The organism is Pseudomonas floridensis (assembly GCF_002087235.1).
Taxonomy (GTDB): domain Bacteria; phylum Pseudomonadota; class Gammaproteobacteria; order Pseudomonadales; family Pseudomonadaceae; genus Aquipseudomonas; species Aquipseudomonas floridensis.
The window spans coordinates 1-17,562 of record NZ_MUIO01000007.1 but is presented as its reverse complement, the minus strand read 5'-3'; the positions used below and the strand labels follow the sequence as shown (position 1 = coordinate 17,562).

Annotated in this window: 21 protein-coding genes; 11 read left to right on the top strand and 10 right to left on the bottom strand. The window is 60.2% G+C overall.

The window, feature by feature from the left end:
• The first annotated feature begins 7 nt into the window (after window positions 1–7).
• Complete coding sequence (locus tag BZK31_RS02060; RefSeq protein ID WP_083181089.1) at window positions 8–421, top strand: PA0061/PA0062 family lipoprotein; 414 nt, start codon at window positions 8–10, stop codon at window positions 419–421.
• Here the strand turns inward: BZK31_RS02060 and BZK31_RS02055 are convergent, their stop codons facing one another.
• Together BZK31_RS02055 and BZK31_RS02050 are read right to left on the bottom strand one after the other, a co-directional pair.
• On the bottom strand, window positions 422–655 hold the full coding sequence (locus tag BZK31_RS02055) for a DUF1161 domain-containing protein (RefSeq protein ID WP_083181088.1): 234 nt from the start codon (window positions 653–655) through the stop codon (window positions 422–424).
• A gap of 139 nt (window positions 656–794) precedes the next feature.
• Window positions 795–1,226: an OsmC family protein gene (locus tag BZK31_RS02050; RefSeq protein WP_083181087.1), complete on the bottom strand. Its 432-nt coding sequence runs from the start codon at window positions 1,224–1,226 to the stop codon at window positions 795–797.
• Between the two features lie 214 nt (window positions 1,227–1,440).
• On the opposite strand from BZK31_RS02050, the gene BZK31_RS02045 reads away from it, so the two are divergent.
• Window positions 1,441–2,442 carry an LLM class flavin-dependent oxidoreductase gene (locus BZK31_RS02045; RefSeq protein WP_083181086.1) on the top strand — a complete coding sequence of 334 codons (1,002 nt, stop codon included), beginning with the start codon at window positions 1,441–1,443 and terminating at the stop codon, window positions 2,440–2,442.
• Window positions 2,443–2,573: 131 nt separating this feature from the next.
• Here BZK31_RS02045 and BZK31_RS02040 read toward each other — a convergent pair whose 3' ends face one another.
• Both BZK31_RS02040 and BZK31_RS02035 read right to left on the bottom strand, forming a co-directional pair.
• The gene (locus BZK31_RS02040; protein ID WP_083181085.1) at window positions 2,574–2,798 is read right to left on the bottom strand and encodes a DUF1161 domain-containing protein; all 225 of its coding nucleotides are present in this window, start codon (window positions 2,796–2,798) and stop codon (window positions 2,574–2,576) included.
• 146 nt (window positions 2,799–2,944) lie between these two features.
• Window positions 2,945–3,160, bottom strand: a complete 216-nt coding sequence (locus BZK31_RS02035; RefSeq protein ID WP_083181084.1) for a dodecin — start codon at window positions 3,158–3,160, stop codon at window positions 2,945–2,947.
• 165 nt (window positions 3,161–3,325) lie between these two features.
• Here BZK31_RS02035 and BZK31_RS02030 point away from each other — a divergent pair, with 165 nt between their 5' ends.
• Window positions 3,326–3,652: an ElaB/YgaM/YqjD family protein gene (locus BZK31_RS02030; protein ID WP_083181083.1), complete on the top strand. Its 327-nt coding sequence runs from the start codon at window positions 3,326–3,328 to the stop codon at window positions 3,650–3,652.
• On the opposite strand, the gene BZK31_RS02025 is transcribed toward BZK31_RS02030, so the two are convergent.
• Window positions 3,653–4,609, bottom strand: a complete 957-nt coding sequence (locus tag BZK31_RS02025) for a LysR family transcriptional regulator (protein ID WP_083181082.1) — start codon at window positions 4,607–4,609, stop codon at window positions 3,653–3,655.
• Window positions 4,610–4,687: 78 nt separating this feature from the next.
• On the opposite strand from BZK31_RS02025, the gene trpB reads away from it, so the two are divergent.
• From trpB to BZK31_RS02010, 3 genes are all read left to right on the top strand, one after another.
• Window positions 4,688–5,917, top strand: coding sequence for a tryptophan synthase subunit beta (trpB, locus tag BZK31_RS02020; RefSeq protein WP_083181081.1), 1,230 nt, complete (start codon window positions 4,688–4,690; stop codon window positions 5,915–5,917).
• On the top strand, window positions 5,914–6,726 hold the full coding sequence (gene trpA, locus BZK31_RS02015) for a tryptophan synthase subunit alpha (protein WP_083181080.1): 813 nt from the start codon (window positions 5,914–5,916) through the stop codon (window positions 6,724–6,726). Before trpB ends, trpA begins: the two co-directional genes overlap by 4 nt.
• Before the next feature lie 128 nt (window positions 6,727–6,854).
• Entirely contained in the window at window positions 6,855–7,331 is a 477-nt protein-coding gene (locus BZK31_RS02010) for an anti-virulence regulator CigR family protein (RefSeq protein ID WP_083181079.1), read from the top strand.
• Window positions 7,332–8,103: 772 nt separating this feature from the next.
• Here BZK31_RS02010 and BZK31_RS02005 read toward each other — a convergent pair.
• The 3 genes from BZK31_RS02005 to BZK31_RS01995 form a co-directional block, all read right to left on the bottom strand.
• Window positions 8,104–8,928 (bottom strand): alpha/beta fold hydrolase, encoded by an 825-nt coding sequence (locus BZK31_RS02005; protein ID WP_083181078.1) that lies wholly within the window; start codon window positions 8,926–8,928, stop codon window positions 8,104–8,106.
• A gap of 216 nt (window positions 8,929–9,144) precedes the next feature.
• Complete coding sequence (locus tag BZK31_RS02000) at window positions 9,145–9,477, bottom strand: DOPA 4,5-dioxygenase family protein (RefSeq protein ID WP_083181077.1); 333 nt, start codon at window positions 9,475–9,477, stop codon at window positions 9,145–9,147.
• A gap of 32 nt (window positions 9,478–9,509) precedes the next feature.
• On the bottom strand, window positions 9,510–10,460 hold the full coding sequence (locus BZK31_RS01995) for a choline sulfate utilization transcriptional regulator (RefSeq protein ID WP_083181076.1): 951 nt from the start codon (window positions 10,458–10,460) through the stop codon (window positions 9,510–9,512).
• A 114-nt stretch (window positions 10,461–10,574) separates the two neighbouring features.
• On the opposite strand from BZK31_RS01995, the gene betC reads away from it, so the two are divergent.
• The 4 genes from betC (at window position 10,575) to BZK31_RS01975 (ending at window position 15,287) form a co-directional block, all read left to right on the top strand.
• The gene (gene betC / locus BZK31_RS01990; protein WP_083181075.1) at window positions 10,575–12,080 is read left to right on the top strand and encodes a choline-sulfatase; all 1,506 of its coding nucleotides are present in this window, start codon (window positions 10,575–10,577) and stop codon (window positions 12,078–12,080) included.
• Between the two features lie 37 nt (window positions 12,081–12,117).
• Window positions 12,118–13,044 carry a choline ABC transporter substrate-binding protein gene (locus BZK31_RS01985; RefSeq protein ID WP_083181074.1) on the top strand — a complete coding sequence of 309 codons (927 nt, stop codon included), beginning with the start codon at window positions 12,118–12,120 and terminating at the stop codon, window positions 13,042–13,044.
• Window positions 13,045–13,244: 200 nt separating this feature from the next.
• Complete coding sequence (locus BZK31_RS01980; protein ID WP_083181073.1) at window positions 13,245–13,562, top strand: hypothetical protein; 318 nt, start codon at window positions 13,245–13,247, stop codon at window positions 13,560–13,562.
• A gap of 153 nt (window positions 13,563–13,715) precedes the next feature.
• The gene (locus BZK31_RS01975) at window positions 13,716–15,287 is read left to right on the top strand and encodes a SulP family inorganic anion transporter (protein ID WP_083181072.1); all 1,572 of its coding nucleotides are present in this window, start codon (window positions 13,716–13,718) and stop codon (window positions 15,285–15,287) included.
• A gap of 65 nt (window positions 15,288–15,352) precedes the next feature.
• On the opposite strand, the gene aroE is transcribed toward BZK31_RS01975, so the two are convergent.
• A complete protein-coding gene (aroE, locus tag BZK31_RS01970) occupies window positions 15,353–16,174 on the bottom strand; it encodes a shikimate dehydrogenase (RefSeq protein ID WP_083181071.1) in 822 nt (273 codons plus the stop codon).
• Window positions 16,175–16,245: 71 nt separating this feature from the next.
• Complete coding sequence (gene hemF, locus BZK31_RS01965) at window positions 16,246–17,160, bottom strand: oxygen-dependent coproporphyrinogen oxidase (protein WP_083181070.1); 915 nt, start codon at window positions 17,158–17,160, stop codon at window positions 16,246–16,248.
• 171 nt (window positions 17,161–17,331) lie between these two features.
• On the opposite strand from hemF, the gene BZK31_RS01960 reads away from it, so the two are divergent.
• The coding region (locus BZK31_RS01960; RefSeq protein WP_157900692.1) for an alcohol dehydrogenase catalytic domain-containing protein at window positions 17,332–17,562 on the top strand (231 nt) is incomplete at its 3' end.

Sequence of the window (17,562 nt, the reverse complement as noted above, 5' to 3'; positions counted from 1 at the left end):
GCACAGCATGCGCGTCATGACACTGATTCTCGCCCTCACAGCCCTGGCCGGTTGCGCCGGTCCCTTGCCCGCTGTGAATCCGGACATGGCCTGGGTCGATTTGCGCACCATCACCGGCAAGGTGGTCATGGCCGACAAACTCGACGGCACGAACACCTACGACGGCCGCTATTTTCAGGTTACGCCGGGCGCGCATTCACTTCAGGTGCGCTACGACTATGAGTACCGGTACGGCAGCCTGGGGCTGATGGGTGACGACTACACGGAAATCACCTGCTTCGTCAGCATCGATTACGCGCATTTCACTGCCGGGCAACGTTATATGTTGGAGGTGCGGTCATTGACCAACGACGTCGACGCCTGGCTATACGACGCGCAGCGCAACGTGGTTGCAGAGGAGGGGAATGTTCACTGCATCTGATCAGCGATCATTGCGCTGATAGATAATCTTCCTGGTGCCGTTTTCGCAGCTGCCGACGACCATATTCTGGTCCTGGACCTCATCGTTGGTGACGATCTCCAGCGTGTAGGACGTGACGTTATTGGCCTGAATGCGGGCCTCGATTTCGTCCTTGAGTTCATCGCAGGACTTCGGGGCCGCAAAGGCATTCATAGCCAGCAGGGAACAGGTCACTGCCAAAGCAAAACGTTTCATGCACGCGCCTCATTGAACGACATAGACCGAAGGAAGACATTCGATGCGGGATTGGTCTTGCCCGCGATGCAAACTATACGGCTTAACGAAACTCGCCGTTCAGCCATTATCGCGGGCAAGCGCATACCGATGCGCTGGATCAGCTCAGCAGGGTAGCGTCCAGCGTAATCTTGGCGTTCAGGACCTTGGACACCGGGCAGCCTTCTTTGGCTTTGGTGGTCAATTCATCGAACTGCTGCTGGTTCGCTCCTGGCACTTTCGCTTTCAGGATCAGGTGCACGGCCGTGATGGAAAAGCCGCCGTCAACCTGGTCAAGTGTGACTTCCGCCTGGGTGTCGATGCTGTCAGCCGTAAAGCCTGCGTCGCCCAGAATCATGGACAGCGCCATGGAGAAACACCCCGCATGGGCAGCGCCGATCAATTCTTCAGGGTTGGTACCCTTGCCGCCTTCGAAACGGGCCTTGAAGCCATATGGATGCTCGCGCAGTGCAGCCGTTTCGGTAGAGATACTGCCGATGCCGGTTTTCAGATCACCTGCCCAATGGGCCGATGCTTTCTTGACGATGCTCATAGTCGCTCCTTGAAGGAATGGGTTGAGTCTTTCATACGTGACAGGATTCTGAGGACGGACCGCCGTGGAAAGTTCAACCCGGATAAAGACCTAGTATTTAAGTAGGTTTTTTATCGCTCATCTATTGAAACGCCAGTCTTGCGCCCGCACTGTTGTTCCATTGTGGGCCGTTCCTTGAGTCGACCCATACCCATTCGAGGAGCTATCGCGGCCTATGAAACGTCTCGCTGATGTAAAGATTTCCACCCTTGATCTGGTGCCTGTGCGCCACGATAAAGGGCCTGCCGATTCCTTGCGCAACTCGCTGAATCTGGCGCAACACGTTGAGAAACTCGGCTACAACCGCTTTTGGGTGGCCGAACACCACAACATGGATGGCATCGCCAGTTCGGCGACATCTGTACTGCTGGCCTATCTGGCGGGCGGCACTTCGACCATTCGCGTGGGCGCGGGCGGCATCATGTTGCCCAACCATGCGCCGCTGGTCGTCGCAGAGCAGTTCGGCACGCTGGCCAGTCTGTATCCCGATCGCATCGATCTGGGCCTTGGTCGTGCGCCAGGCTCCGACCAGATGACGGCCCGTGCCTTGCGCCGTGAACGCTCAGGCAGTGCCGATGACTTTCCGGACGATGTGACGGAACTGATGGAATACCTGGGGCCGCGCACCGCTGATCAAAAAGTGATCGCCGTGCCGGGATCGGGCACCAATGTCCCCATCTGGCTGCTGGGCTCCAGCCTGTTCAGTGCGCAGCTGGCAGGCATGCGTGGATTGCCCTACGCCTTCGCGTCGCATTTCGCACCGCGTTACATGCATGAAGCCATTCGCGTCTACCGCAACCACTTCCAGCCATCGGCAGTACTCGACAAACCGTACGTGATGCTGGGCGTGCCATTGTCGGCGGCGGAAACAGACGAGAAAGCAGAGTACCTGGCGACGTCCGTGTACCAGCGCATTCTGGCACTGATGCGCGGGCACAGCCTGATGCAGCGCCCGCCGGTCGAGTCGATGGACGGCCTGTGGCTGCCGCACGAACGTGAAGCGGTGGCCAGTTTTCTGGGCCTGGCAATGGTCGGCGGCCCGGACAAGATCCGCGCCAAGCTAGACGTGCTGCTGGAGCAGACCGACGCCGATGAATTGATCTTCACCTGCGACATGTACGAGCATGAAGACCGTCTGCGTTCCTACGAGATTCTGGCCGAAGTCGCTCACGGCTGAGCCCGGATCACCTGAACGAAAAAGCCCGCGCCACCGGCTGAAATGGACTTCAGTCGCTGGCGCGGGCTTTATTTTCAGCCTTCACACGGGGTCGAGCTACTGGCCCGGCTTACGTCGGGCCGGCCTGACAATCAACCGCGCTTGTAAACGATTTCCTTGGTGCCGCCTTCGCAGGTGCCAACCACTTGCTGATCAGCCGCACTGCCTTTCTCGACCACTTCAAGCGTGTAGGACGAAACACCCTTGGCTTGGAGTCGTGCGTCTATTTCACTTTTCAGTTCTTCACATGGCTTGCCTGCCGCCAGAGCGGTGCCCGCGATGCTCAACAAGCCTACAGCCAACAGAAACTTCTTCATGGGTATTCCCTCTCGTCCGGCCAAATGCAGACGCCATCGGAACAGGCGCCCAGTCAACATCCCTACGCCCACAGCTGAGCCATCGGGCTCATGTCAGTGTGTAGCGCAGGTTATGGCAATCGGCCAGTCGAAAGGTTCAGGTGTGATCAGCTATGTTCGATGCGAAAGCCGATTTTCAGCGTGACCTGATAATGACCGACCTTGCCGTTTTCGATGTGGCCGCGGGTTTCCGTCACTTCGAACCACTCAAGGTTCTTCACGCTTTTGCTGGCTTCGGCCAACGCATTCTGGATGGCGTCTTCGATGGTGGTGGTGGACGAGCCAACGATTTCGATTTTTTTGTACGTGTGATGATCAGTCATGGCAGTTCTCCTGAAGGTCTTTGAACAAGTCGTTAAAGCAACGCTCCAGACTTCTGTCAGGAAAAAGCGGGTAAAAGTTCAGACTTTGCGAAATGGCATCGCACTTTCCAAAAAGCCCGCAGTCGGAAACTACACACGCCCACTCATCATTGCAGGAGAAACACCATGGCTAGTACTTCACTTCGCAAGGCCTCGTTGCAGAGTATGGAAGCGGAGATCGAGAGTCTCTTGAAGTCCCTTGAGGGCCTGAAAGCCGACGCTACCGACGAGTCGCGCAAGACCCTGAAAAACCTCAAGGCCAATGCTGAAAGTGCTCTGAGCCACTCCCGCAGCCTGCTCAGCGATGTCTACGAAGACGTCAAAGAGAAAACCCGTGAGAATGCGCTGGCCACTCGTGACTACGCTCAGGAACACCCTTGGACCACAGCCGGTGTTGCTGTCGGCGCCATCGGTCTGCTGGCCGCCTATTTGCTGTGCAAGCGCGGCAACTGATCAGGTTTTGATCGGGTCCCCGGCGCGCACCAGCTCATTCTTCAACCACTGAGCCAATTGTTGCGCACGGCCATCGGCTACACGCCTGGGCACCCACAACGCCAGTTGCGCCGGGGTTTCACTGAAACCCCACGGCGCAACCAGGCGTCCGGCCCTAAGGTCATCGACCACCAGCGGTTCCGGCGCAATCGCAATTCCCAAGCCCGCCACGGCGGCTTCCAGCAAATAATACAAATGTTCGAAACCTTGCCCGAAACGCAATGACTGCGGGTCGATGCCGTTGTGCTGCGCCCAGCTTGGCCACGCCTGCGGCCGCGAGGTCGTTTGCAGCAACGGCTCACCCAACAGCGCCTGAACAGGTGCGTCGCGCAAGCCTTCAAAACCATTGAACCGGGGACTCAAGACCGGGCCGATCCGCTCGCTGGCCAGCTCGAATACCTGCATGTCAGCAGGCCACGGCGGTTCGGCAAAGACCAGTAACGCATCCAGGCCAGGCCTGCGCGGATCCAGATCGCCTTCGCCTGCCGACAAGTGCAATCGAAGATCGGGCAGCTCCGCGTTTAAACGGCTCAAGCGCGGAATGAACCAGCGCGCCAGCAGGCTGCCGGAACAGCCGAGCACGAATGGTGCATCGGCGCTGCCGCGGCTCAGTTCGGCGCACACACTGCGCAACCGGTCGAAGGCCTCGCCGCTCACCTCTCGCAGACGAATACCGGCATCTGTGAGTTTAAGGCCGCGCCCGTCTTTAATGAAGAGCGTCACGCCCAGATGCTCCTCCAGCAGTTTCAACTGACGACTGACTGCGCCGTGGGTAACGTGCAGCTGTTCGGCAGCCTGACTGACACTACCCAGCCGGGCGGTGCTTTCAAAGGCACGCAAGGCGTTCAAAGGTGGAAGATCGCGGCTCATGATCTGTGATTTTTCCTGACATGTTGTAGCGATCTTATCGGTTTTCATTCCCGCGTGCGCTGGTTAAAGTGGACTCATTGCCAAACGGCTCACCCCATTCGCTCACACTCGTTACCGGAGCACCTCATGACCCAGACCAATCTGCGCAACGGCCCCGACGCCAACGGCTTGTTCGGCTCATTCGGCGGTCGTTACGTCGCTGAAACCCTGATGCCGCTGGTTCTCGACCTGAACCGCGAGTACGAAGCCGCCAAGGCCGACCCGGAATTCGCCAAAGAAATGGCCTATTTCCAGCGTGACTACGTCGGTCGTCCGAACCCGCTGTACTTCGCCGAGCGCCTGACCGAGTTCTGCGGTGGCGCGAAGATCTACTTCAAGCGCGAAGAGCTCAATCACACCGGCGCGCACAAGATCAACAACTGCATCGGCCAGGTCTTGCTGGCCAAGCGCATGGGTAAAAAGCGTCTGATCGCTGAAACCGGCGCCGGCATGCACGGCGTTGCCACGGCCACCGTGGCTGCACGTTTCGGCCTGCCTTGCGTGATCTACATGGGCGCCACCGACATCGAGCGCCAGCAAGCCAACGTGTTCCGCATGAAGCTGCTGGGCGCTGAGATCGTGCCGGTCACTTCCGGCACCGGCACTCTGAAAGACGCCATGAACGAGGCCCTGCGTGACTGGGTCACCAACGTCGATGACACTTTCTACCTGATCGGCACCGTGGCCGGTCCACACCCTTATCCGGCGATGGTCCGCGATTTCCAGGCCATCATCGGCAAGGAAACCAAAGAGCAGATGATGGAAAAGGAAGGACGCCTGCCGGACAGCCTGATCGCCTGCGTGGGTGGCGGTTCCAACGCCATGGGCTTGTTCCATCCGTTCCTGGATGACGCCAGTGTTGAAATCATCGGCGTGGAAGCGGGCGGTCATGGCGTGGAGACCGACAAGCATGCCGCGAGCCTCAACGGTGGTGTGCCGGGCGTACTGCACGGCAACCGTACCTATCTGCTGCAGGACAATGACGGGCAGATCACCGATGCCCACTCGATTTCTGCAGGTCTGGACTACCCTGGCATCGGCCCGGAACACGCCTTCCTGCACGAAGTGAAGCGTGTCGAATACGTGAGCATCACCGACGACGAAGCACTGGATGCATTTCATCAGTGCTGCCTGCTCGAAGGCATCATCCCGGCGCTGGAAACCGCACACGCACTGGCTGAAGCCATGAAGCGCGCTACCAACCTGCGCGACGATCACTTGATGGTCGTGTGCCTGTCCGGACGCGGCGACAAAGACATGCAAACCGTCATGAATCACATGGCAGCCGCTGAAAAGACTCAGGAGACGCTGGTATGAGCCGCCTTGAACAACGTTTCGCGCAGTTGAAAACCAAAGGTCGTGCAGCACTCGTCACATTCGTGACCGCTGGCGACCCGGGCTACGACACCTCGTTGAAAGTTTTGAAAGGCCTGCCGGCTGCCGGTGCCGACGTGATCGAACTGGGCATGCCGTTCACCGACCCGATGGCCGACGGCGTTGCCATTCAGTTGGCAACCCTGCGTGCGCTGGACGCGGGGCAGACCCTGCCGAAAACCCTGCAAATGGTTCGCGAGTTCCGTGTAGACGATCAGACCACGCCTATCGTGCTGATGGGCTACTACAACCCGATCCATCGTTTTGGTGTCGAGGCATTCGTGGCGCAGGCCAAGGAAGCGGGCGTCGACGGTCTGATCATTGTCGATCTGCCGCCTGAGCACGACGCTGAACTGGCAACACCAGCACAGGCCTCAGGCATCGATTTCATTCGCCTGACCACACCGACCACCGACGATGCGCGTCTGCCACGCGTGCTCGAGCGCAGTTCGGGCTTCGTCTACTACGTTTCGGTCGCTGGCGTGACCGGTGCCGGTTCGGCCACCACTGAACACGTCACAGAGGCCATTGCGCGCCTGCGTCGCCACACCGATCTGCCGATCAGTGTCGGTTTCGGTATCCGCACGCCTGAGCAGGCCGCCGCCATTGCGCGTCTGGCCGATGGCGTGGTGGTGGGTTCGGCGCTGGTCGACAAGATCGCCCATGCCGAGTCGCCGGAACAGGCCGTCGATGGCGTATTGACCCTGTGCGCTGCGCTGGCAGAAGGCGTACGTAACGCCCGCGTCAACTGAGGGTAAAGATTCCGATACAGAGGAATCAAAGCGCCAGCAGCCGCTCTACTATGCAGTAAGACACGAGGGGTTCATGACCGGGTCATGAACCCCTTTTTGCTGCATCGCGAAAAGCTGAGGGACACCCCATGAAACTGCCAAATCGTTTTATCACCGGTCTGGGCATCTTGATGATCAGCGCCAGCCCGCTGCTTCAGGCGGCACCGCCGGACCAGCGCGGCAATGGCCCGGACGATAACCGAGGCGGTCAGCAGCACGGGCCACGCAACGATGACGGACCGGGTAATCGTGGCAATGGCAAAGGTCCGGGGCCCGCTCATCAGGACAATCGTCGCGGCGGCCCACCCCAGGATTTCGGCCCTGTGCGCGAGACGTTCCAGCAACACCGCGACATCATTGGCAGGGGCCAGCCGCTGCCGCCGGGCATTCACATCGCCAAGGGCAAACCGCTGCCGCCCGGCTACGGCAAACGCCTGGACAGCCGCTCCTTGCAATACCTGCCTCACTACGAAGGTTACGAATGGCGCCGCCTGGGTACGGACGTGGTCCTGATCGCCATAGGCTCAGGGATTGTCTATGCGATTCTGGATGGCGTACTGAACTGACACGCGCCTGCCAGACGACACGATCCACTGGAAGGCGAACTTGCCCAAGAAACTTGAGAATGCGTTCCGACGTGGGAGTGGACTTGTTCACGAAAAGGCCCATACATCCAGCCCAGAAGCAGCGCCTGATACAGAGCCTTCGCGGACAAGTCCGCATCCCACATGAAAGCGCGTTCCGACGTGGGAGTGGACTTGTCCACGAAAAGGCCCATACATCCAGCCCAGAGGCAGCGCCTGATACAGAGCCTTCGCGGACAAGTCCGCATCCCACATGAAAGCGCGTTCCGACGTGGGAGTGGACTTGTCCACGAAAAGGCCCATACATCCAGCCCAGAAGCAGCGCCTGATACAGAGCCTTCGCGGACAAGTCCGCATCCCACATGAAAGCGCGTTCCGACGTGGGAGTGGACTTGTCCACGAAAGGGCCCACATATCCAGCCCAGAGGCAGCGCCTGATACAGAGCCTTCGCGGACAAGTCCGCATCCCACGTGGAAGCACATCGCGCGTGGGAGTGGACTTGTCCACGAAAGGGCCCATACATCCAACCGAGAAGCAGCGCCTGACACACAGCCTTCGCGGACAAGTCCGCATCCCACGTGGAAGCACATCGCGCGTGGGAGTGGACTTGTCCACGAAAAGGCCCATACATCCAGCCCAGAGGCAGCGCCTGATACAGAGCCTTCGCGGAGAAGTCCGCATCCCACAGGGAGAATGCATCCCACAGGGAGAATGCATCCCACGTGGAGTGTGCATTCCCACGTGGGAAGTGCGTTACGCGGTCTTCTGATGCAGGCTCGCCAGGAATGTCATCAAAACTCCGGACACAAACTCCGGGTTCTCGAGGTTGGCGATATGCCCTGCTTGCGGCACCAGAACGTAAGGGCAGCCAATCAGGCCGGCCATCTCGCGGGCTTCCGCTGGAGGACGGGGAATATCGGCATCGCCGCAGACCACCAGCGTGGTGTCCGCATCCAGTTGGTTCAGAAGCCGGAGCCGATCCTCGCGACCGAAGATGATGCGTCCCAACGGCACCACGGTCTGACGCAATTGCTCCGGCTTCATCCCAGCCAACGCGGCACGAAATGCCTGATAGACCGGTGATTGCGGATCGATGCCGGGCCGGAAGAATATTGGCACCACCACGTCGAGCAGAGGCTCGGGGAACACGCCGGAAGCGTCCAGTTTGTCGAGCAGGGAAAAATAGTAGGCCTTCTTGGCCTCCGATTCCTTGCCCAGATAAGTGTCCATCAACACCAGCCCATTGATGCGTTCAGGCGCGGACAACGCAGCGATGGCGCCCCACATGCCGCCCACTGAAAGGCCGATGATGGTGCAGCGTTTGACGTTCAGATGATCGAGCAGCGCCAGGGCGTGGCGAGCAAGGTCGTCAAGATTATCGGTGCCTTCAGGAAACGCACCCGACTCCCCATGCCCCCAAAGGTCCGGCACGATGACGCGGTACTGGCTGGCAAGCAGGTCGAGCTGCGGTGCCCACATATTCCGGTCCCACAAGTAACTGTGGCCGAGCAGAAGCACCGGCCCGCTGCCCTGATCGGAGTAATGAAGCGGCTTGCCTTCGATGATTAGATCCGGCATGTCTCATGATCCTCTGTCTTGGTCTTTTCAGCATTCAGTGCGACCCGAAACACGGTCGCGACGTCACCTGATGCCTGGTGCTCAGGCACATACATGATCATTTTTTTTATGGCTGCACTTCGACGGACCGACTGGTCACGTTTTTGGCGGGGGCTATCTTACACCGGACATTTTGCCTGTCGCTCGACATACCACCATGCGCCTGAACACTGGCTATCAGTCACTGAAAACACTCAAATCCAGAGGCCGGATTGCGCCCATCCAAAGCGCGTGGTCGGTGTGATCGAGCAGCTCGTTGCCTGTCAGCGGGTGCATGAACACCACCAGGCCTTTGCGATTCAACGCCAGCCACAGCATGAGGTCGGCCAGTTGGGCATGTTCGAAGGCCAACTGGCAACTCCAATCCGGATGCGGGCCGACGCGCTTCTGGTGAACCCGGCCCATCTTCACGCCAAAGGTTGTGGCGGCGGCTTCGCAGAGTGCGCGGGCCTGCTCAATCGTCTGTGCATCGAAATAAACGTGCGCGTGATAACCCTGAATACCCGACATGGGCAGTGGCTCCTTAACAGAAAATGAAACGTTCAAACGGCAATCGACGGTAACGGCCTGCCCGCCAGCGTCACGCCGCTCAAGGCCTGCTCGCTGGCCAGCCAGTCAACGAACTGCTCGACGATCTGTGCCCGGCGTTTGCGCTGCGGCAGCACCACGTAATAGCCGTAAGCAGAAATCGCCGACGCTGCGACAGGGCGACACAACAGGCCTTGTTCAAGCAGATCGTCCACCAGATGCCGCCAGCCGATGGCCACGCCCTGACCACCGATAGCGGCCTGGATCAGCAGTGTGTAATTGTCGAAACGCAGTTGCCCGGGCGCGGGCGACTGAGGAATGTCGAGAGCGCGAAACACGCCGCCCCAGTCGAACCAGTTGTTGCTGCTTTCGCCACGCAGGTGCAGCAACGGAAACTCGCGCAGCGCGTCGTTGGGCAGTGGCGTTTCCCGACCGGCAATGAGTTGCGGGCTGCACACCGGGAACACTTCCTCGCTGAACAGCCAACGGCTGTCACCCTGCTTGAAGCGTCCATCGCCAAACAGCACCGCGACGTCGATGTCCGGGCGCAGCATGCTGTGGCTGCGCTCACTGGTGACCAGGCTGACGTCCACGTCCGGGTTGAGCGTGTGAAAGCGGTGCAGGCGGGGCATCAGCCAATAGGCGGCGAACGCAAAATCCGTGGCCACCTGCAGCACTTCATGCTGACGCTGGTCGGTGATCGCGACCAGCCCGCTTTCGATGGATTGCAGACCGGTCTGCACATGATTGAACAGCACCTCGCCCGCGTCGGTCAGCTCGATGCCTCGGTAGATCCGGTCGAACAGGCGCGTCGCCAGTTGTTCTTCAAGCCGCTTGATCTGTTGGCTGATCGCCGGCTGTGTAGTCCCCAGCTCGATTGCCGCTGCGGTGAAGCTGCGCAAGCGGGCAGCCGCTTCGAACGAACGCAACAGGTCCAGCGACAGCTCGCCGAGGGTTTTATACATAAGCCTGACTTATCCTAGGTATTTCTGCGAAAGGACTTTACCGCGCTGATTATGGGCTTCATTCTCGTGCTCAGCAATTTCGCATAACCGTTCACTATGGGATGCAGCGATTACATGAAGCGCAAAAACATTCTGTTCATCATGGCCGATCAAATGGCCGCGCCAATGTTGCCGATCTATGCCCCGTCTCCGATTCTGATGCCTAACCTGTCCCGCCTCGCCGCCCAAGGCGTGGTGTTCGATTCGGCGTACTGCAACAGCCCGCTCTGCGCACCCTCAAGGTTCACCCTGGTCAGCGGGCAATTGCCCAGCAAGATCGGTGCGTACGACAACGCCGCCGATTTCCCGGCAGATATCCCGACTTACGCCCACTACCTGCGGGCGCTGGGCTACAAGACCGCGCTGTCCGGCAAGATGCATTTCTGCGGACCGGATCAGTTGCATGGCTATGAAGAGCGCCTGACCAGCGACATCTATCCGGCCGATTACGGCTGGGCTGTGAACTGGGACGAGCCGGACGTACGCCCCAGTTGGTATCACAATATGTCCTCGGTGCTGCAGGCCGGGCCCTGTGTGCGTACCAATCAACTCGACTTCGACGAAGAAGTGCTCTTCAAGGCCCAGCAGTACCTGTACGACCACGTACGCCAGGACGGTGACGCACCGTTCTGTCTGACTGTCTCGATGACTCATCCTCACGATCCGTACACCATTACCCGACCGTTCTGGGATCTGTACGACAACATCGAGATACCGATGCCGCCCCTGCATGCCAATCAGGCCGAGCTGGACCCGCATTCGCAACGCCTGCTCAAGGTCTACGACCTATGGGACAAGCCGATGCCGAGCCACAAGATCCGTGATGCGCGGCGGGCCTACTTCGGTGCATGCAGTTACATCGACCAGAACATCGGCAAGCTGATGCAGACGCTGTCCGACGTCGGGCTGGCCGAGGACACCATCGTGGTGTTCTCCGGCGACCACGGCGACATGCTGGGCGAGAAGGGGCTCTGGTACAAAATGCACTGGTTCGAAATGGCCGCACGTGTGCCGCTGGTGGTGTACGCACCGGGCCAGTTCGCGCCACGCCGGGTCAACGCCTCGGTGTCCACCGCCGACCTGCTGCCAACCTTCGTCGACATGGCCAACGGCACGCTGGACAACGGATTGCCGCTGGATGGGCGCTCGCTGATGCCGCATCTGGAGGGCAGGGCCGGGCACGATGAGGTTATCGGCGAGTACATGGCCGAAGGCACGACCAGTCCGCTGATGATGATCCGTCGCGGTGCCTATAAATTCATTTATTCGGAGCAGGACCCTTGCCTGCTCTATAACGTGAAGAACGATCCGAAAGAACGGCAGGAGCTGAGCCAGTCACCCGATCACCAGCAACTGTTCACCGATTTCCTGGCTGAAGCACGCGCCAGGTGGGACATACCGGCGATACACCACCAGGTGCTCGCCAGCCAGCGCAGGCGGCGCTTCGTCGCTAAATCGCTGGCAACCGGCAAGCTGAAGAGTTGGGATCACCAGCCACTGGTCGACGCCAGTCAGCAATACATGCGCAACCATATTGATCTGGACGATCTGGAGCGCAGGGCGCGTTATCCACAACTTTGATCCTGCCCACACCAAGAAAATCAAAAGGGGTACATCAATGAGAAAGTTATTCACCGCACTGGCGGTCAGCGTCATGGCGTTCGGCAGCGTCGCAGCCCATGCCGCGGACGCCAGTTGCAGCACCGTGAGGATGGCAGATCCCGGCTGGAGCGACATTGCAGCCACCAACGCCATGACCGGCGTTGTGCTCGAAGGTCTGGGTTACAAGACCAAGATCGATACCCTCGCGGTGCCGATTGCCTACGGTGGGCTGAAGGATGGGCAACTGGACGTGTTTCTGGGCAACTGGATGCCGGCACAGCAGGGTTTCTACGATAAATTCGTGGCCACCGGCGACGTGACGCAACTGGCGAAGAACCTGGAAGGCACCGAGTTTACGCTCGCCGTGCCCGACTATGTATGGGATGCCGGAGTCCATGACTTTGCCGACCTGAACAAATTCGCCGACAAGTTCAGCAAGAAGATTTACGGCATCGGTTCCGGCGCGCCGGCCAATCTGTCGATACAGGAAATCATCAAGAAGAACGAGTTCGATCTGGGCGGCTGGAAGCTGGTGGAATCCAGCGAGCAGGCCATGCTGGCCGAGGTCAACCGCAACGTGAAGCGCAAGGCGTTCGTGGTGTTCCTCGGCTGGACGCCGCACCCCATGAACGTGCAGATCAAGGGCATGCATTACCTCAAGGGCGGCGAGAAATACTTCGGTGACACCGGCTCGGTCTACACCCTGACCCGCAAAGGCTACGCCGACGCCTGCCCAAACGTGGGCAAACTGCTGACCAACCTGAGTTTCACGCTGGACATGGAAAACGCCATCATGGCCGAAGTGGCGAACAAGAAGGTCAGCAACAGCGAAGCCGCCAAAGCGTGGCTCAAGGCCAATCCGGCGGTGCTGGAAAAATGGCTTGAGGGCGTGAAGACCATCGACGACAAAGAGGCACTGGCGGCGGTGAAAGCGAAGCTCTGACGCTACTGGCGCGCGCGTTCATACCCTGTGCCGCGCGTCGCGTAATGACGTCTTCGCCGGTGAGTGCCTGGGAGGGCGGCAGATTAAGTTTTCGTAACGTTCGCGGTTGGCGGCGCGGCCCGTGCTAAACACAGTCGTCGCTGCATTCCATGCAAGCGCATGGGCTGTGCAGTACCTACCCGCTGAACTGGAGACTCATTGTGAACAAACTGCTGCTGTCACTCCCGCTTGCCCTGTTGCTCGGCACCTCGCTCGCTTCGGCGGACGGTTGGCCCCCAGAGACAAGCGCCAAGGTACCCGGCAACGCGCTCGAATGGCCGACCAGGCTGGAACCGGTCAACGTGTCTCTGGAAAAGATGCTCAACGCTGGCGCGACCGTGGTTTCTTCCTACGTAGCGCAAGACGGTCCGGTGGTCACGATCGTCAGTAAAAAGCACACCATCATTTGCATGCTCAAGGGCGCCGGAACCGGGTCGGACCAGAACGTCGCGACGTCCAAGTGCTACTCGATGAACTAGCTTTAGCACAGTCGTCTTGCCCGTACTCGTGCGCTGCGTCCGCCCACATTGAGCGGCGGAGCGTGATTACGGGTCAGGCACGACGCAGACAGGATCGGATCAGAGCGCTGGCCGGTGTAACCTTGGCGGCAACCCATTAATCACGAGGGACCGATGCGCTGGCTCAACCGCCACAAATTCCTGCCTTTTCTCGCCTGGCTCCCCCGGCAGACACGCGCCAGCGTCGGACGTGATGCGGTGGTCGGGTTGAGTGGCGCCATTCTGGCCCTGCCGCAATCCATCGCCTACGCGCTGATCGCCGGATTACCTCCCGAATACGGCCTGTATGCCGCCATCGTTCCGGTGTTGATCGCCTGCCTGTGGGGTTCGTCCTGGCATTTGATCTGCGGTCCGACCGCAGCCATTTCCATCGTGCTTTACGCCAGTGTCAGTCCGCTCGCGGTTCCGGCCAGTCAGGATTACATCACCCTGATCCTGCTGATGACCTTCATCGCCGGGGTCTTTCAGCTGTTACTCGGCATGATGCGTTTCGGTGCGCTGGTGAATTTCGTATCGCATTCCGTGGTGATTGGCTTCACCTTCGGCGCCGCGATCGTGATCGCCCTGGGACAGATGCCCAACCTGATGGGCATCGATCTACCGAGCCAGACCACGGCGCTCAACAGCCTGACGGCGATGCTCGATCATCGCGGCGAAGTCGACATGCCGTCGCTGGCGCTGGGCCTGATCACGCTGGTATTGGGCATCGCGCTCAAGTCTCTGGCGCCTCGCTGGCCGACCTTGCTGATCGCGTTGGTGGCGAGCAGTCTGCTGGTGTGGCTGTGGCCTGCAATGTTCGGTCAGGTCAGGGTGGTCAGTGCCTTCGTCGGCCATCTGCCGCCGTTCAGCCCGCTGCCGCTGGATGCCGAACTGATCCTCAAGCTGCTGCCGACAGCCGTGGCTGTAGGCATGCTCGGTCTGGTCAACAGTCTGTCGATTGCCCGCTCGCTGTCTTCACGCTCGCAACAGATGCTCAACGCCAATCAGGAAGTACGTGCGCAGGGCCTGTCGAACATGGTCGGTTCGCTGTTCTCCGGGTACCTGTCGGCAGGCTCGTTCACCCGTGCGGCGCTGAATTACGAAGCGGGTGCGCGGTCACCGCTGGCGGGTGTGTTTTCGGCGCTGTGGGTCGCGTTGTTCGCAGTGGCCGGTGCCTCGTTGATTTCGCATATTCCGATCCCGAGCATGGCAGCTTCTATCCTGCTGATCTGCTGGGGGCTGGTGGACCGTCGCGGTATCGCTGCGCTGTTCCGTGTCAGCCGCTCGGAGTTCTTCGTGATGGCGCTGACCTGTCTGGCCACCTTGCTGCTGGAACTGCAGACCGCGATCTACGCCGGCGTGCTCGCCTCATTGTTCTTCTACCTCAAACGCACCTCGCAGCCTCGTGTGCAGCAATGGCGAGAGGGTGACGAGGACATTCTGTGCGTCGGCGGCTCGATCTTCTTCGGTGCCAGCCACTACCTGCAGACCCGGCTGCAGCGCACTCAGGGCCCGCGTGTGGTGATCGACGCGCAGCAGATCAATTTCATCGATTACTCCGGCGTGGAAATGCTGCATCAGGAAGCGCGCCGGCTGGGCAAGCAAGGCAGAACGCTCGTGTTGCGTCATGCACGACCGCAGGTGATCGAAGAACTGCACAAGCTGGAAGGGGCGCAGCAGTGCCCGATTGTATTCGAGGATTGCTGACCGCGTTACGTCAAGCACCAACGCGGCGTCCCCATGCAGAACGCCGGATCGGCCACGTCAGCCTTTTAGCCCGCCAACTGCCTGCGCAGTTCGGCAAGCACGGGCGCCGAATCCGGACGCACGCCTCGCCATACCCTGAACGCTTCGGCGGCCTGTTCGACCAGCATGCCCAGGCCATCGACTGACCGCGCCGCACCGTGTTCACTGGCCCAGCGGCAGAACGCGGTAGGCTCCTTGCCGTACATCATGTCGTAGCAGAACGTCGCGCCGGGCTGGATCAGGCTGGGCGAGATCGGTGGTAGCTCGCCCGCAAGACTGGCGGAGGTGGCGTTGACGATCACGTCCACCGACTCCTGAAGCCAGTCGTAACTGCTGGCAAACACCGGTCCGAGGTCGGCGAATTCCTGGGCCAGCCTTTCGGCCTTCTCCACTGTGCGATTGGCGATCACCAGCGCCAGCGGCTCTTGCGCCAGCAGCGGCTCCAGCGCGCCACGAACGGCGCCCCCCGCGCCCAGCAACAGGATGCGCTGGCCGTGCAGATTCAGACCGTAATTGACCGTCAGGTCGCGTACCAGACCGGCACCGTCAGTGTTGTCGCCCAGCAGCGTACCGTCGTCGAGTTTATGCAGCGTATTCACCGCTCCCGCGCGCCGACCGCGTTCGGTGAGGCTGTCGGCCAGCCGATAGGCCTCTTCCTTGAACGGCACCGTGACGTTGGCGCCCCGGCCGGTCTGGAAGAACGTGCGGGCAAACGCCGTGAAGTCGTCCAGCGGTGCCAGCGAAGCCTGATAATCCAGCGACTGCCCGGTCTGTTCGGCGAACAGACGATGAATCAGCGGCGATTTGCTGTGGCCGATGGGGTTACCGAAGACGACGTACTGGTCCATTGAGCTTCCTGTTGATGGGTTACAGCGCTGCACGATAGAGCGCTTGTGCGGGTGCGCCAGAGCGCCTGCGATCAATTGTCGGCCAGCCAGTCGCGATCGGTGAGGAAGTACTCGGTCAGGCGAGCCTCTTCGCTGCCCGGCGCGGCTTTCCAGTCATAGCCCCAGCGCACTTGTGGCGGCAGTGACATCAGGATCGACTCGGTGCGGCCACCGGACTGCAGGCCGAACAGCGTGCCACGGTCATACACCAGGTTGAATTCCACATACCGCCCACGGCGAAACTCCTGGAATTCACGCTGCTGCACGGTGTAGGCGTTGGCCTTGCGACGACGCACGATAGGCAGATAGGCGTTGATGAACGCGTCGCCAATCGCCCGGATGAACGCGAAACTGGTGTCGAAATCCCACTGATTCACGTCATCGAAGAACAGCCCACCGATACCACGCGGCTCGTCACGATGCTTGAGGTGGAAGTAGCTGTCGCACCAGGCCTTGTAGCGCGGGTAGACGTCGTCGCCAAAGGGCGCACAGGCGCGTTCGGCGACCCGGTGCCAGTGCACGCAGTCTTCTTCGACGCCGTAGTAAGGCGTCAGGTCGAAACCGCCGCCGAACCACCAGACCGGCTCTTCGCCTTCTTTCTCGGCGATGAAGAACCGTACGTTGGCGTGGGAAGTCGGCACATGCGGGTTGTGCGGATGGATCACCAGCGACACACCCAACGCCTCGAAGCCACGTCCCGCCAGCTCCGGCCGATGCGCGCTCGCCGAAGGCGGCAGGTTGTTGCCGAAGACATGCGAGAAATTCACGCCGCCTTTCTCGATGACCGTGCCGTTCTCGATCACCCGCGTACGACCACCGCCGCCCGCGGGGCGGGTCCAGGCGTCTTCGACGAAGTGTGCGTTGCCATCTTCCTGCTCAAGCGCGGTACAAATGCGATCCTGCAGGTCGAGCAGGTAAGCCTTCACGGCCTCGGTACGGGTACTCATGGCGATCCCTTACGGCTGACTTCAAACGGCTGAGCCCGCAAAACACAAGCGACGCAGGCAAATTGGCGCGTAGCATACCATCGGCGAGCGGGCGTGGCAGTTGACGAGGGTCGGCGAGAAGGGGTTGGATAGGCCCTTTCGCAATCCGTTTAATCATCATGGAGAGAGCAAATGGCAAAGCGTATCCAGTTCAGCACTGTCGGAGGACCCGAGGTACTTGAATACGTCGACTTCGAGCCCGAAGCGCTCGGGCCGCAAGAGGTTCTCGTGCGCAACAAGGCCATCGGCCTGAACTTCATCGATACTTATTACCGCAGCGGTCTGTACCCGGCACCCGAACTGCCTTCGGGGCTGGGCACGGAAGGGGCGGGCGTGGTCGAGGCGGTGGGGGAGGGAGTGACG